Source organism: Marinobacter salinus, from assembly GCF_001854125.1.
Taxonomy (GTDB): Bacteria; Pseudomonadota; Gammaproteobacteria; order Pseudomonadales; family Oleiphilaceae; genus Marinobacter; species Marinobacter salinus.
The window spans coordinates 2,251,530-2,266,804 of record NZ_CP017715.1; the positions used below are offsets into that span (position 1 = coordinate 2,251,530).

Genomic DNA, 15,275 nt, shown 5'->3' on the forward strand with positions numbered 1-15,275 from the left:
CGAAGGATTGAGCCCGGAAGGGCCGTTACCGGGATCCGGGAACGGCGTGATTTTACCGGTTACCGGCCGGCATTGCCATGATCAGGAAATAAGCGGCCTTTCATATTGCCGAATCAGGAATCCGATCAGTGCATCTTCGTCCAGTGGGTAACTGAACAGATTGCCCTGGCACTGGGCGCAACCGGCCGATTTCAGGAAGCTCAGCTGCTGAGGCGTCTCCACCCCTTCCGCCACCACGGTAAGGTGCAACTTGCGGGCAAGTGCAATGACAGCCGACGCTACGTCGGTCGCACTGACGTTGTATGGAATATCCCGGATAAACCGATGATCGATCTTGACCACGTCCAGTGGCAGCTGCTGCAGCGCCACCAGTGAGCACGACCCAGTGCCAAAATCATCAAGAATCAGACACACGCCGAGATCATGTAGCGCCACCAGCAGCTCCCGAAGCATCCTCGGGTCTTCGTTCAGAAGCTCTGCCGGCATTTCCAGTTCCAGGCGCTCGGGAGACACGCCCGTCTCGGTAATTACCTGGCGGACCATATCCAGGAAACCGGAATCGGTAAGCTGGCGCACCGACAGGTTAACGGCCATCTTCAGGGATTCAAAGCCGGCGCGCTCCAACGCCTGAACCTGGATACAGGCCTGGCGCAATGCCATTTCACCCAGGCGCACAATAAGCCCTGTCTCTTCTGCCAGCCCAATAAACTGCTGGGCCGAGACCAGCCCCTTTTCCGGATGATGCCAGCGAAGGAAGGCCTCAACACCAACGACCCGATCACTGATCAGGTCCACTTTTGGCTGGTAGTGCAACGCAAAACGGTCGCCATCAAGCGCCGTAGCAAGCTCTTCCTGCTGCAAAAGTCGACGAGCTGCCTTGATATTCATCGCCGGGGTAAAAAACTGGCGGGTATTACGCCCCATTTCCTTGGCCCGGTACATGGCCAGATCCGCGTACTTCATCAGTGTGCCGGAATCTTCGCTATCGCTCGGAATCATGGTAATACCAATGCTGACCGTGATTCCGACTTCGTGATCATTGAGGCGAATCCGCTGACACAGGCGGCGCAGAATGCTATCCGCCACCTTGCCTGCAGCGTCCGGCCCGCTGATGCGGGACAAAAGAACAACAAACTCGTCTCCGCCGAGGCGGGCCACCGAATCCTCTTCCCGGACACACCCCTCCAGCCATTGGGCAACCTGACAAAGCAACTCATCGCCGGCATCGTGCCCAAGGGTGTCGTTTATTCGTTTGAAGCCATCAAGATCGAGAAACATCAGTGCTGCCGGCTCTCCACTTCGACGGCTGCGGCGCACCACGTGCTCAAGGCGATCACGAAACAGCTGACGATTTGCCAGACCGGTAAGCGGATCGTAAAACGCCAGACGATGCAGTTCCGACTGTGCCGCTTTAAGCTGGGTCAGATCCCGGAGACTGAGAACAACACCGTTCACACCGGGCACAGACAACATGGCCGTAAATGTGCCTTCCATATCCCGCCACTGGCCACCGGCATCGCGAATCCGTGCCAGTATCACCGGCATCTGTTTTCCCGGGGCATTTACCGCATCCTCGAACCCCTGCTTCAACTGAGGCCAGTCATCACCATGCACAAGTTTTTCAAGCTCCAGCAAACGCACTTTTTCCGGATCAAAACCGAGGATGTCGAAGCAGGAAGGGCTGGCGTAGGTTGCCCGACCTGAGCTGTTCATAACCAGCGTTACACTCGCGGCGCCCTCGGTGATTGCACGGTAACGCCCGGCACTGATCTGCGCCATCAACCGAGAGCGGATGAGCGCCAGCACAAACAGGAAAAGCAGCAGACTGATCGCAATACCACTGCTCAGCACAATGGGCGGCCGGGGATCCGATGCCAGGTAGTCAAAAGCGGGCGTCGAGCGGGTTTGCAACAGCCAGTCACGCCCACCGGCCGCAACAGTCTGGCTCATCTCGAAATTGAACTCGTTGTCCAGCGAACCGAGGTTGGAGCCATACATGACGTTGTCCCTGTCCACCACGCCATTATCATAGATGCGAACATCAAGGAACGGCGATATCAGCCCGACAATGCCATCAATGAGGTTGTTCATGCGGAAAGCGCTGAAGACGTATCCTGCCAGCATCATCCTGCGCTCAGCCCGGATTTCCGGGACATCCCCTCCCTGGTATATCGGAAAGTACATCAGGAAACTGGCCTGATCTTCCCCCAGCTCTTCCTGCACCAGTACAACCTTTCCGGTTACTGTCGGCACAGCATCATCCCGCGCCCTTTCCATCGCACGGCGGTGAACCGGATCACTGAATGCATCATACCCGAGAGCCCTGCGATTCCTTTCTGTACCCGGCTCCAGATAAACCATCGGATAGTAATAAGGCCCCGCCCCCAGGGGACTGACCAGGTAGTGGTGGACACCTTCAGCACGAACTGAAGCTATGTGCTCCGCCATCTGCCTTACACCGATGCGCTTCACATAGCCAATACCCTGTATTCCCGGATAGTAACGGTTGATATCGACCTTCTCGATGTACTCCCGCCACTGGCCCCGGGAAACACCGTCAGAAACTGAAAACAGGCCAGCACTGCCTGCCAGTACCTGCTCATAGTTTAAAAGACGCTCTTCGATAGCCGATTTGAGTTGAAGGGACTGGGTTCGAAAACGGGCTTCGGTGCGATCCTCAACGAGGCGAATAGAAAACTGCCAGAGCACCACAGTGACACCGATGGCCACGGCAAAAACCAGCCAGGCAACCCAGGCATGCCGGAATTCCAGCAGTCTTCGGAGAGGGAGGTCCTTCGTGTTCATCATCGCGTCTGATCCGGTCCGTTCCATGGCCATGATTTTTTATAAATTCAGACGAGTATAACAAAAGCCCCCGGACGTGTCGTTTTTGACACAACCGGGGGCTTCAGAGTGTTGGTTTATTCAGTACCCAAGCCGTTCAGGGCTTCATCACCAGGTAGATCGCGCGCCCCTGCCTGACCACTCTTACCGAGACCGCACGATCATCCGGCAAGGAGGCAACGACGTCCCTGAAATCATCTACGGACGCGACCTTCTCCCGATTGATCTCGGTAATAACGTCTCGGGGACGAATCCCTGCGTCGAGAGCCGGGCCGCGGGCAACATCAGCGACGACGACGCCTCCCTCAACACCCAAAGATTCTGCAAGTTCCGCGGGCAACGACTTGACCGTCAGGCCCAGAGGCGCTGCAGATGTGCCGCCGTTATTGCTCGACGGGGCCGATTGCTGAACACCACCCTGCTCAGGAAGCTGACCGATTTCAACACCGATTGTCATTTCCTCACCACCACGAAGAATCGTAAGGCGAGCGGTTTCTCCGATCGGGGTGCGACCAACCATCGGAGGCAAGTCAGAAGAGAGCTGAACATCCTCGCCGTCGTATTCAAGCACTATGTCACCGGACTGCAGACCAGCGGCTTCCGCCGGCGAGCCTTCCATCACTTCAGCTACAAGTGCACCACGGGGGCGCTTGAGGCCGAAGGACTCGGCGAGGTCGCGATTGACTTCCTGAATCAGCACGCCGAGCCAGCCACGGGAAACTGTGCCTTTATCGCGGAGCTGACGGAAAACGCTCATGGCATCGTCAATCGGAATCGCAAACGATACTCCCATGAACCCGCCGGAACGCGTATAAATCTGGGAGTTTATCCCAACCACGTCCCCATCCAGATTGAACAGTGGACCGCCGGAATTACCCGGATTAATGGCCACATCGGTCTGAATGAACGGCACATAGTTTTCCGAGGGCAGGGACCGGCCAAGGGCGCTCACGATACCTGCCGTCACCGTATAGTCGAAACCAAACGGAGAACCAATAGCAAACACCCACTCACCCACTTTCAGGTCACGGGAACGACCAATTTTGACAACTGGCAAGTCGTCCCCATCGTCGATCTTCAATACCGCCATATCAGACCGGGGATCGGTACCAACCAACCTGGCCGGAAGCTCCCTGCGGTCGTTCAAACGCACAATGATCTCGTCAGCGCCCTCCACGACATGATTGTTGGTAAGGACATAGCCATCGGAGGATACGATAAAACCCGAGCCCATGGAGCGGCGAGGCTGAGCGTTGCCCGGGCCGCCGAATGGAGACTGTTGACCGCGGAAGAAATCCTGGAAAAATTCGGGAAGCTGCTCGAGCTGTCGCTCATTAAAGGGCAGACCTTGAATGCCGGCACCGCCACCTGTGGGTGCAGTCGTCGTACTGATATTGACCACCGCACTGGAATTTTCTTCAACCAGCTCGGTGAAGTCAGGCAGACTGCGGGCCGAAGCGCCCTCGCTCCAAAAAACCGTCATCATGACGGACAGCATCAACAGAGCGCCCAATGCTCTCCGTATTTGGAAAGCAGGCGAATGCTGGGCATCTTCAATCATTGTACTCGGCATGTTGAATCCCTCGTTTTTCGTGTACGCCCATCTAGTGTTGAGATCGGCAGGCGGATTTTCAACTTACAAAACGGTAGGGTTACAGTAGTTTTTATTGACAGGTACCAGAGGGGATCCGATTCACCCTGAGCAGTTGCGGCTCATAACGCTTGCGCCCCCGTCCCTGAAGGGTGCGACTTGAAAGGAAACCCAAAACGAGCCCCGCCAGCGCACCGGCCATCGCCCACACATCCTGCCCACCCGACAGACGATGCCCCGCGATGCTGGCACCAACCATGAGAATGAGCGGCAAGGCATAGACGATCAACGAGGCGCCCAGCAAGGCGCGCTCGTCAATGCCCAGGGTGACCTCATCACCGACATCAGCCTGAACAGTGTTCTCAACGAACACCTGATTAGCGCGCCCTCCGCTCGCTGCTGCCAGAACTTTCTGACCGCAGCCACTCCTTGCAGAGCAGCTTTGACAGGCACTGTTGCGGATGGTTTGCACCCATGCATAATCGCCCTTGAGCGCGACGACCTTTCCCGTTTCCGTAATCATGAGTCATCCGAGTTCAGTGCGAGAGCGTCACTTACACGGACCGATTCAGCCACCTGACGGGCTGTCTTCGGCGGGACTTCTCCAACGACCGTCACCATGAACCTCACCCCGCCGGCATCAAGCTCCCGGGTATACACGGTGGTAGCGCCAATTCGGGACGCTCCAACCGGCATCCGGACCTTGCGCTCCGGTTCTACGAACACGGAGAAAGCGGCCACGCCATCGGAAAAGGCAACTGCCTGCCCCTTACCAGACCTCGGCGCTGCGGCAGGCTCAAAACCCTGCGGATGCCAGCCAAGTTTCCAGCCTTCAGTGAGAGGCGTACCGGGCACCTGTTGCTCTACGGAGTCGTCGAGTCTACGGGCGACTTCACGGCCTTCCGTGCGTATCTCAAACTCGCTGTCGGGGATATCGTCGGTAATCTCAAGGCTGGTGAACTGAAAGTGCTCAAGCACTTTCCCCCCCGGGTCACCGACTGTACTTTTGACCAGCAGGCCCGTAGATTTTTCCAGCCAAAGTCTGTGGCTGTAGCGGTAGACGTCTCTGGCGGTAAGCGCAATGATCACTGCCTCATACCCGGCAACGCGGTCTTCGCCCACGAGCTCGGAGTCGTACAGGCGGCCGAGAGACACCAACTTGTCAGAAAATGCATCGGCGAAGGGACCGGAAGGAATAATCTGGTCCAGCTTGATGCGACCCTGCTCCGGAAGCACACAGATCACGTTCATCCCCTTCCGGACAATCTCGCCCGTGCCACCATCCTGGAGAACCAGTCGCTCTTCAATCATGCCTTGATGAAAACGGTGAGCAATGCGCATCGAATGGACACTGTCTCCCCGAGCGTAGACAAACACGCCACGGTACGACGTCATGTTCAGCGCCGGACCAAGGCGCTCAAGCCATTCGGCAGCCGGACCCTCATCAGCGGCGACTGCGGGCTTCGAAACCACAAACAGTAGTGCAACCACCGCCAGCATCAAGGGCAACCCGCATCGTAACGCGCCAAAGCCCGATCTAAACATGCGCACACCTGCCCAGAGTCATTGCTGGCCGCTTCCGGACGCGCTTACCAACCGGGCATAACCGACCGATCCCTGACCGGCACCAACGCTGTTATGCTGCGCATGTTCCAGAAGATAACGGCTCATGTATTCCCACTGCTCTTTATCAAGCCCCTGCAGTGCTACCTCACGAACGGGTTTGGTCGTAGCCTGATCGACCGGCTCGGCTGCGGCAACCGGCGCATCACTAAGAGCATCGACGGACTCCCAGCCCGCTCCGGCCCCGAACCCGACCAGGAGGGCCACAGCAATCATGGCCACCGCCGGCCATTGCCATCGCCCCCCCGCTTTAACCTCTACCTCTTCCCGGTGAACGGTTAGCCTTGCACGTCCATCCAGTGACTCGCGGACCGCTGCACTGACATCCACACCATCCGCAGGTGAGCGGCCATTGTGCATAAGATCACGAACCTGTTGCCATCGTTGCCACTGGTCGAGGACCTCATTCTGGGAGTCATGGGATAGCAGACGACGAACAGCAAGCTCGTCGGCTTCGTCGTCCATCATTGCTGAAAGCGTTTCTCTGAGACGATCATCCATGGGATGTAACCTCAATTACGTCACTGAGTGATTAAGCAAAGGCCCCAGGTGCCGGTCAACGGCATCACGGGCTCTGAAAATGCGGGAACGTACGGTACCTATCGGGCATTCCAGAATCCGGGCAATATCTTCATAACTCAAACCGTCGTACTCCCGGAGCAGAAAAGCCGAACGCAACTCCTCTGGGAGCCTCGCGATCGCCTCGGACAGCGCCTCCTGCAACTCTTCACGCTGCATCAACCGCTCCGGTGAAGCGACATCCCTCAACCGGCCACCATCATCAAAATTCTCGGCCTCGGCGACATCGGCACTTCCCTGAGGGCGTCGCGAACGAGACTCAAGAAAGTTCTTGGCAGTGTTAACCGCTATCCTGTAAAGCCACGTGTAAAAGGCGCTATCACCCCGGAAACGGTCGATCGCCCGAAAAGCTTTGACGAGTGTTTCCTGAGTCAGATCCATCACTTCCTGACTGTCGTACACATACCGGCTTATGATTGACGCTACCCTCGATTGGTACTTGACCACCAGAAGATCAAACGCAGAACGGTCTCCGTTCCGCACCTTGCGCACAAGCTGCAAATCGGTCTGACTGTCAGAATGTTCAACCTGTAGCTGATCTTTATCAGGAGTCATGGACGGCGTGCCGGCTTTCCCTGTCTTGTTGGCCAACTGCGCGGCCTGTGCGAGATTACTCTGCGTCATCTTTGCTGTCCGGCGTCCGTTGAATGAAGGGATAGCGCCGCCTGAAAAGCGGCGTTTCCTGTCAGGCCAAATAGACAGCAAGCGTAAAGTTTAGTTCAATAGACATCTCCATTATGGCCTGCGATACCGACCCAATGCCACAGTCCTATGAATTCGATGTTCTTGTCATCGGCAGTGGTGCTGCCGGTCTTACCGTTGCACTCAATCTGCCGCAGCACCTTCAGGTATGCGTCCTCAGCAAAGCTGCCATTTCCAGTGGCGCCACACTCTGGGCTCAGGGTGGCATAGCGGCGGTTCTGGATGATCAGGATTCAGTTCAGGATCACATTCAGGACACCCTCGCAGCAGGTGCGGGACTGTGTCATGAAGACGCCGTTCGATTTACGGTGGAGCATGGCAAGGAAAGCATCAACTGGCTGATCAATTCCGGCGTCGATTTCACCAAGGACGAAAATGCCCACTATCACCTTACGCGGGAAGGCGGCCACAGTCATCGCCGGATAATCCATGCCGCCGACGCCACCGGTCATGCGGTATCCACTACCCTGGCCGAGCAGGCTCAGGCGCGGCCCAACATCCAGCTTATGACCAAACGGGTTGCAGTGGACCTGATCACCAACCGCAAGCTTTCCCTACCCGGGAATCGCTGCGTCGGCGCCTATATACTGAACCTTGAAGACAACCATGTGGAACTCTTCCGGGCACGATTCACGGTGATTGCCGCAGGAGGCGCATCCAAAGCCTACCGTTACACCACCAATCCGGACGGAGCCTCCGGAGACGGAATTGCCATGGCGTGGCGGGCAGGCTGCCGGGTTGCGAACATGGAATTCAACCAGTTTCATCCGACGTGCCTGTATCACCCGCACGCGAAGTCCTTTCTGATCACGGAAGCCGTGCGCGGCGAAGGCGGCCTGCTGAAACTGCCTGATGGCAGCCGTTTCATGGACCGCTTCGATGACCGGGCCGAACTTGCGCCACGGGACATTGTCGCCCGGGCCATTGACCACGAAATGAAGCGGCTGGGTGCAGATCACGTTTATCTTGATATCAGCCACAAACCAGCTGACTTTATCCGGCATCACTTCCCGACGATTTACGAGAAGTGCCTTGAATTCGGCATCGACATCACCCGTGAACCCATTCCCGTAGTACCTGCGGCCCACTATACTTGCGGGGGCATTATCAGTGATGAACGCGCCCGCACGGACATAAACGGGCTTTATGTGGTGGGTGAAGCCGGCTTCACCGGCCTTCACGGTGCCAATCGCATGGCCAGCAACTCCCTTCTGGAGTGCCTGGTTTATGGCCGCTCAGCGGCCCAGGACATTGCCCGCAGGGAGGCAGACATTCCGCCGCCGCCGGAAGCACCTGCCTGGGACGAAAGCCAGGTTCGGGATTCTGACGAAGATGTTGTCATCTCCCACAACTGGGACGAACTCCGTCATTTCATGTGGGACTATGTTGGTATCGTTCGCACAACAAAACGGTTACAGCGCGCCAAGCACCGGGTCGATCTGCTGTCCCAGGAAATTGGCGAGTTCTACAGCAACTATAGAGTTTCAAACGATCTGCTGGAGTTGAGGAACCTGGTGACTGTGTCAGACCTGATCATCTGTTCCGCATTGCAACGCAAAGAAAGCCGGGGCCTGCATTATACTCTGGACTATCCTGGATTGGTCAGCGAGCCCAAAGACACCGTGCTGGTTCCGACCACCTATCGCACGCTGGCGCCGTGACTTCACTCCGGAATAAACACATACTCACACCAAGCTAACGGAATCCACTATGTCCGAATCTTCTGCCACTTCCGATAACCCAGAGTTCAACCGTCTCTGGTGGCACAGCCGTCGGGGTATGCTTGAGCTTGATGTTCTTCTGATCCCGTTCATCGAACAGGTGTACCGGGGTCTGTCCGCCGAGGACCAGGCCCGCTACGAGAAACTGCTCACCTGCGAAGACACTGACATGTTCGAGTGGTTCATGCAGCGCAGCCGTCCGGAGGATCCGGATCTGCAGCGAATCGTCGACATGATTGTTAATCGTGTCCAGCCGGATTGAGCTGAACCTTTCCCGTTCCGTTACTGTTGGGGTACTGGCCGCAGTTCCGTGGCTGGTACTGCTGAGCTTTGCAGTCATAGCAGCAACCGGGAAAATCTGGCTGTCTGCCGGCATTCCCATTGCACTTACCGGAGCCCTGGGCCAATACAGGAGCAGCGGCATGCTCCAGGGCAAGTTCGCTGTTGGCGCACTGCGACTGGACGATGAGCAACTGTATGCGGAACTTTCGGACGGGCGACTTATCCCTGTTTCAGTCAGCCCTGCCAGCCGAATTGGCTCGCGCCTGACCCTCTTGAAACTTTGCCCGGTCGGCACCAGAGTAAGAACTTATTCGACAATTCTTCTGGCCGACGCTAACGGCACCCACGGCAATGTACCCGAAGCTGAATTTCGTCGACTGAGGGTCTGGCTCCGACTGGGCAATTCTCAGCCGACATCTGCGTGATGCCATGACCTGGAGTGTTCAATGACTGACACGGACAAACCTGTTTCAGCCGCCAGCAAACTCGCCCACAGCCCTTTACCTGATAGCGCCTGGGCAGCGCTGACCAATCGTACCCTTGTTCGCATCAGCGGTCCCGGCACCGATAAATTCTTGCAGGGACAGTTTAGCCAGCACCTTGAGGAAGTCGTTACCGGTTACTCTCCCCGTGCTGCAGCCGCTACCCCAAAAGGCCGTGCTTATTGTCTGACCCGCATGGTCCGGGACGGCGACGATATTCTGATGGACCTGGACTCGGAGCTAGCGGAATCAGTACTCAACCATCTCCGGAAATTTCTCATGCTGTTCCGGGGAACATCCGCCAAGACTCTCACAGATGCTCGGGTGTTCGGCCTGCTCGGCAGCCGTCCCGCAGAAGCCCTCGCCGGGCAGCCTCTTTCGGGACTGGAAAAACCGGGGGATACACAGAAGCTTGCGGACGGTTTTCTGATCTGCGTCGAGCCTACGGCAGAAGGCCTGTTACGTTTCGAATTCTGGCAAACAGGAGGAGCAGAACTCCGGCTTGACGGAATTAACCAGGTTTCTTTGGCTGACTGGCATGCGGCGGAAATCGCTGCCGGCGTCGCGTCCCTGACCGAAGCCACCCGCGAAGCGTTCGTTCCGCAGATGCTGAACTGGCAACATGTCGGCGGCCTGCACTTTAAGAAAGGGTGCTATACCGGCCAGGAGGTTATTGCCAGGATGCACTTCCTCGGCCAGCTAAAAAAGAGCCTCTTTCGGCTCCGCCTCGAACACGCAGGTCACCCTCCGGCCCCCGGCGCCAGCATTCTTGCGGGTGATCGTTCCGTTGGCACGGTAGTTAACTCGATCCAGTTTCAGGATGGTGCCTGTGAACTGCTGGCAGTCATCCGACACGACGCAGCGCAAGCCACCCTCACGATCGAGGGCAGTACGGAAGAGCCCCTCAGCCAACAGCCTCTTCCCTACCCTGTGCCGGAAAGGGAAAAAACCCCACAGACAGATACATAAGTTGACAGGCAAACGCCTCGCAATTTGCTATAAAGTAGCCTACATATTTGATTTTCCGGATGGAGGCCTTTCCATTGAGCCAGCATCCAACTCTGACAAGCGGACCATTAATAACCATGTCGAATATTGTCGAAACCATCAAGACCGATCTGATTGCCGCCATTGAGAATGACAAACTGGTTCTGCCGACGCTCCCGGAAGTCGCTCTCCAGGTTCGTGAAATCGCAGAATCCGAGGACTCAGCCATTGCAGATCTGGTCAAGGTAATAAGCAACGACACCGCTCTTTCGGCGCGTATTATCCGGGTCTGCAACAGCCCCCTGTTCCGCGGCAGCCGAGCGATCGAAAACCTGAACATGGCCGTTAGCCGGTTGGGCATGGCCTACACCAGCAACCTGGCCATGGGCCTGGCCATGGAACAGATGTTCCAGGCAACTTCAGACATGGTCGATAAACGCCTGCGTGCCACCTGGCAGACCAGCACCGAAGTCGCCGGCGTATGCCATGTCCTGGCCCAGCATTACACTAAACTGAAGCCAGACCAGGCGACGCTGGCGGGCCTGGTGCACCTTATCGGCGTTTTGCCCATTTTGCGTTACGTTGAAGATCAGGACATCCAGATCAGCAGTATCATGCTCGATAACGTGATTGATGAACTGCACCCGCGCCTGGGTGCGACCATCCTCAAGAAGTGGGATTTTCCGAAAGAGCTTCAAAACGTACCTCTGGAGTATGCCAACTTCCATCGTGAAGTACCTTCTGCAGATTATGCGGATCTTGTGTTGGTGGCCAACCTCCAGCTGGTCGCCGGCACTGAGCACCCATGGACCGAAATGGACTGGAACACCATCTCTGCCTTCACCCGCCTGGGACTTGATCCGAACATTGACATGAGCCAGGAAGAGGACCTGAACGCGCAGATGGAAGCCGCCATGGCGCTTCTGCAGTAAAACCTACTTCCGGTACCGGGCGATCAGCTCGGCTTTGGAGGGCAGCGCCCAGTTAACGGGTTGCTGCCCTTTTTGCTGTAACCAGTCGTTGGCCCGGGAGAAGTGCTGGCAGCCAAAGAATCCCCGGTAGGCGCTCAGGGGCGACGGATGAGGGCCATCAAGCACAAGGTGCCGGTTACGATCGATGTGTTGCCCTTTCTTCTTTGCATAACTGCCCCAGAGCAGAAAAACCACGCCGTCCCGCTCACGGTTGATGGTTTCTATCACCTTGTCCGTGAAGGTTTCCCAACCTTTTCCCTGATGGGCGCCCGCCTGACCCTGCACGACCGTAAGCACGCTGTTGAGCAGCAATACACCTTGCTCCGCCCAGGGTTGAAGACAACCGTGATCAGGGGGATCAATCCCCAGGTCACTCTGAATCTCTTTGAAGATGTTCACCAGAGATGGCGGGAGAGTCACCTCCGGGCGCACCGAGAAGCACAGACCGTGAGCCTGGCCGGGGCCGTGATAAGGATCCTGCCCCAGAATAACCACAGATACCTTGTCCAGCGGCGTGCTGTTCAGGGCATTGAAGCAATGTTGACGGGCGGGAAACAGCACCTTCCCGGCCTGTTCCTCTGAAGCAAGAAACTCCGCCAGCTCGCGCATGTATGGCTGGCGAAATTCATTTGAAAGGTGTTTGGACCAGCCCCGGTCAGACCTGAGCTGGCTTGCCAGTCCCTCAACCGGGTGCATGGTTTACTGCCCACCGTTGTCGGCGTGGTGCTCGATTTTGTGCTCCGGACGCATGTGCGGGAACAGAATCACATCACGAATAGACGGCGAGTTGGTCAACAACATAGCCAGGCGATCGATACCGATACCTTCCCCAGCTGTTGGCGGCAACCCGTACTCAAGCGCCATGACATAGTCCTCATCATAGAACATGGCTTCGTCATCACCCGCGTCCTTTTCCGCCACCTGGGCACGGAAGCGCTCAGCCTGATCCTCAGCATCATTCAGCTCCGAGAACCCGTTGGCAAGCTCACGACCACCGACGAAGAATTCAAAACGCTCGGTCACGAACGGATCATTGTCCTTGCAGCGAGCCAGCGGGGACACTTCTTTGGGGTAGTCGGTTATAAAGGTCGGCTGAATCAGCAGGTGCTCTGCCGTGGCCTCAAAGATTTCAATCTGAACCTTGCCTAGCCCCCACGTGTCTTTAAGCTGAATGCCCAGATTGTTGGCCACCCGGCGTGCGCTGGCTTCATCGCCAAGCTGGCCCGCCTGGATATCCGGGTTATGCTCGAGGATAGCTTCAACCACCGTCATCCGCCTGAAAGGCTTACCGAAGTCGTATTCGATGGTTTCCACGTCGCCATTTGCCAGCTCACGGGTGTTGACCACGATCGTGGTATCAAGAACTTCCCGGGTAATCTGGCGCAGCATGTCCTCGGTCAGATCCATCAGGTCGTTATAATCGGCATACGCCTGGTAGAACTCCACCATGGTGAATTCAGGATTGTGCCGCGTAGAAAGGCCTTCATTGCGGAAGTTGCGATTGATCTCGAACACCCGCTCAAAACCACCAACCACGAGACGCTTCAGGAACAGCTCAGGCGCAATCCGAAGATACATGTCGATGCCGAGCGCATTGTGATGTGTCGAGAACGGACGCGCCGTCGCCCCACCCGGGATCACTTGCAGCATTGGCGTTTCCACTTCCATGAAACCACGGGCATTGAAGTAGCTTCGCATACTGTTTATCAGACGGGTTCGAGCCAGGAATACCTTGCGGGTTTCCTCATTCACCATCAAATCGACGTAACGGTGACGGTAGCGGGCCTCCATGTCAGTCAGCCCCTTGTGCTTCTCTGGCAACGGACGCAGCGACTTTGTCAGCAGTACATACTCGTCCATGGTGACATACAGATCGCCCTTACCGGACTTCATCAGAGTGCCACGAACACCAACGATGTCACCCAGATCCCAGTGTTTGGTATCTTTCTGCACGTGCTTGGTGGCGTATATCTGGATTCGCGCGGTCATATCCTGAACGACCTTAAACGCCTTACGGTCCAGCATCATGCGACCGGCAATGGCCACCTTGATGTCCAGCTTCTCCAGCTCTTCCTTGCTCTTGTCACCGTGTTTTTCCTGCAGTTCAGCAGCGGTGCTGTCGCGTCGAAAGTCATTGGGGAACGGATTGCCTTCCGTGCGAAGCTCGGCCAGCTTGGCGCGGCGCTCTGCAATCAGCTTGTTATCCTCGTGCTGGGTAGCGCTGTGGGGTTGCTCAGTCATGTTGGCTCACTAAAGATCGGGAATTATCCGGGTTTACGGTTGATGGCGTGGGTTACAGCGCCATCTTCAGGCTGGCTTCGATGAACTTGTCGATATCACCATCGAGCACCGTTTGGGTATTGCTGGTTTCAACCTTGGTCCGCAAGTCTTTGATTCGACTATCATCAAGCACATACGAACGAATCTGGCTACCCCAGCCGATGTCGGCCTTGGCGTCTTCGGCCTTCTGCTTCTCTGCATTGCGCTCCTGCATCTCGCGCTCAAAGAGCTTGGCCTTCAACTGCTTCATTGCCTGGTCTTTGTTCTGATGCTGGCTTCGGCCGGCCTGACAGGCGACCACGATGCCCGTCGGATTGTGAGTCAGACGAACCGCCGATTCTGTCCGGTTTACGTGCTGACCACCGGCACCGGAGGCACGGTATACATCGACCCGAAGATCCGACGGGTTGATCTCAATTTCAAAACTGTCATCCACCTCCGGAGAGACAAATACGGAGGAAAAGGAGGTGTGGCGACGATTGCCGGAATCGAACGGCGACTTTCGTACCAGACGGTGAACTCCGGTTTCGGTGCGCAACCAACCGTAGGCATAGTCACCCTGGATATGAATGGTGGCGCTCTTGATGCCCGCAACATCACCTTCCTGAAGCTCTACAATCTCGGCCTTGAAGCCGCGACGCTCCGCCCAGCGCAGGTACATGCGAAGCAGCATGTTGGCCCAGTCCTGGGCTTCGGTGCCACCGGAACCGGCCTGGATGTCCAGGTAAGCATTGTTGGCATCCATCTCACCCGAGAACATACGGCGGAACTCAAGCTTTTCTAGCTCTTTGTCCAGACCTTCAAGGTCAGACTCAATCTCGGCGACCGTACCTTCGTCCTCCTCCTCGGCAGCCATCTCCAGCAAACTCTCCGAGTCCGCCAGTCCGGTGGTGAGGTTGTCGATGGTTTTAACAATCAACTCGAGATCGGAGCGCTCTTTACCCAGCGCCTGCGCACGTTCGGGATCGTCCCAAACGGTGGGTAATTCCAGCTCCCGCTCTACTTCGACCAGTCGTTCGCTCCGCTGATCGTAGTCAAAGATACCCCCTGAGCGCTTCAGTGCGCTCACGAAGCTCTTTAATCTTCGTCACAATGGGATTAATTTCCATGAAACCCTTACTCGCTCTGGAAAATGATGAGTAAAACAGTGGCGGGATTCTACCGGAATTCTGCGGGTAAATCAGCCGGGGAAAACCAGAACTTCACCCCCTAC

General features: G+C 56.6%; 14 protein-coding genes. 5 read left to right on the forward strand and 9 right to left on the reverse strand.

Annotated features, from left to right (window positions below):
• Positions 1 to 81 precede the first annotated feature (81 nt).
• From BKP64_RS10300 to rpoE, 6 genes are all read right to left on the reverse strand, one after another.
• Entirely contained in the window at positions 82 to 2,808 is a 2,727-nt protein-coding gene (locus tag BKP64_RS10300) for a bifunctional diguanylate cyclase/phosphodiesterase (protein WP_070969408.1), read from the reverse strand.
• A gap of 133 nt (positions 2,809 to 2,941) precedes the next feature.
• On the reverse strand, positions 2,942 to 4,342 hold the full coding sequence (locus BKP64_RS10305; RefSeq protein ID WP_227515582.1) for a DegQ family serine endoprotease: 1,401 nt from the start codon (positions 4,340 to 4,342) through the stop codon (positions 2,942 to 2,944).
• 166 nt (positions 4,343 to 4,508) lie between these two features.
• Entirely contained in the window at positions 4,509 to 4,958 is a 450-nt protein-coding gene (locus BKP64_RS10310) for a SoxR reducing system RseC family protein (protein WP_070969413.1), read from the reverse strand.
• Positions 4,955 to 5,980 (reverse strand): MucB/RseB C-terminal domain-containing protein, encoded by a 1,026-nt coding sequence (locus BKP64_RS10315; RefSeq protein ID WP_227515366.1) that lies wholly within the window; start codon positions 5,978 to 5,980, stop codon positions 4,955 to 4,957. The genes BKP64_RS10310 and BKP64_RS10315 overlap by 4 nt, the downstream gene beginning before the upstream one ends.
• 18 nt (positions 5,981 to 5,998) lie before the next feature.
• Positions 5,999 to 6,559: a sigma-E factor negative regulatory protein gene (locus BKP64_RS10320; protein ID WP_070969418.1), complete on the reverse strand. Its 561-nt coding sequence runs from the start codon at positions 6,557 to 6,559 to the stop codon at positions 5,999 to 6,001.
• A 15-nt stretch (positions 6,560 to 6,574) separates the two neighbouring features.
• Complete coding sequence (gene rpoE / locus BKP64_RS10325) at positions 6,575 to 7,261, reverse strand: RNA polymerase sigma factor RpoE (protein WP_070969421.1); 687 nt, start codon at positions 7,259 to 7,261, stop codon at positions 6,575 to 6,577.
• A 134-nt stretch (positions 7,262 to 7,395) separates the two neighbouring features.
• Between rpoE and nadB the strand changes: the two genes are divergently transcribed.
• The 5 genes from nadB (at position 7,396) to BKP64_RS10350 (ending at position 11,743) form a co-directional block, all read left to right on the forward strand.
• Complete coding sequence (nadB, locus tag BKP64_RS10330; RefSeq protein WP_198402607.1) at positions 7,396 to 9,000, forward strand: L-aspartate oxidase; 1,605 nt, start codon at positions 7,396 to 7,398, stop codon at positions 8,998 to 9,000.
• A gap of 49 nt (positions 9,001 to 9,049) precedes the next feature.
• Positions 9,050 to 9,322 carry an FAD assembly factor SdhE gene (locus BKP64_RS10335; protein ID WP_070969426.1) on the forward strand — a complete coding sequence of 91 codons (273 nt, stop codon included), beginning with the start codon at positions 9,050 to 9,052 and terminating at the stop codon, positions 9,320 to 9,322.
• Positions 9,306 to 9,767: a hypothetical protein gene (locus BKP64_RS10340; protein WP_070969428.1), complete on the forward strand. Its 462-nt coding sequence runs from the start codon at positions 9,306 to 9,308 to the stop codon at positions 9,765 to 9,767. Before BKP64_RS10335 ends, BKP64_RS10340 begins: the two co-directional genes overlap by 17 nt.
• A gap of 21 nt (positions 9,768 to 9,788) precedes the next feature.
• On the forward strand, positions 9,789 to 10,793 hold the full coding sequence (ygfZ, locus tag BKP64_RS10345; RefSeq protein WP_070969431.1) for a CAF17-like 4Fe-4S cluster assembly/insertion protein YgfZ: 1,005 nt from the start codon (positions 9,789 to 9,791) through the stop codon (positions 10,791 to 10,793).
• A 116-nt stretch (positions 10,794 to 10,909) separates the two neighbouring features.
• Positions 10,910 to 11,743 (forward strand): HDOD domain-containing protein, encoded by an 834-nt coding sequence (locus BKP64_RS10350; protein WP_070969434.1) that lies wholly within the window; start codon positions 10,910 to 10,912, stop codon positions 11,741 to 11,743.
• 3 nt (positions 11,744 to 11,746) lie between these two features.
• On the opposite strand, the gene ung is transcribed toward BKP64_RS10350, so the two are convergent.
• The 3 genes from ung to prfB form a co-directional block, all read right to left on the reverse strand.
• Positions 11,747 to 12,478 carry a uracil-DNA glycosylase gene (ung, locus tag BKP64_RS10355; protein ID WP_070969437.1) on the reverse strand — a complete coding sequence of 244 codons (732 nt, stop codon included), beginning with the start codon at positions 12,476 to 12,478 and terminating at the stop codon, positions 11,747 to 11,749.
• Positions 12,479 to 12,481: 3 nt separating this feature from the next.
• Positions 12,482 to 14,023, reverse strand: a complete 1,542-nt coding sequence (lysS, locus tag BKP64_RS10360; protein WP_070969441.1) for a lysine--tRNA ligase — start codon at positions 14,021 to 14,023, stop codon at positions 12,482 to 12,484.
• Between the two features lie 52 nt (positions 14,024 to 14,075).
• Positions 14,076 to 15,171 (reverse strand): peptide chain release factor 2 gene (gene prfB, locus BKP64_RS10365; protein WP_099092552.1). Its coding sequence is split into 2 segments (ribosomal slippage): positions 14,076 to 15,098 and positions 15,100 to 15,171, totalling 1,095 coding nucleotides; the frame shifts between segments, so codons are not numbered across the junction.
• Positions 15,172 to 15,275: the final 104 nt, after the last annotated feature.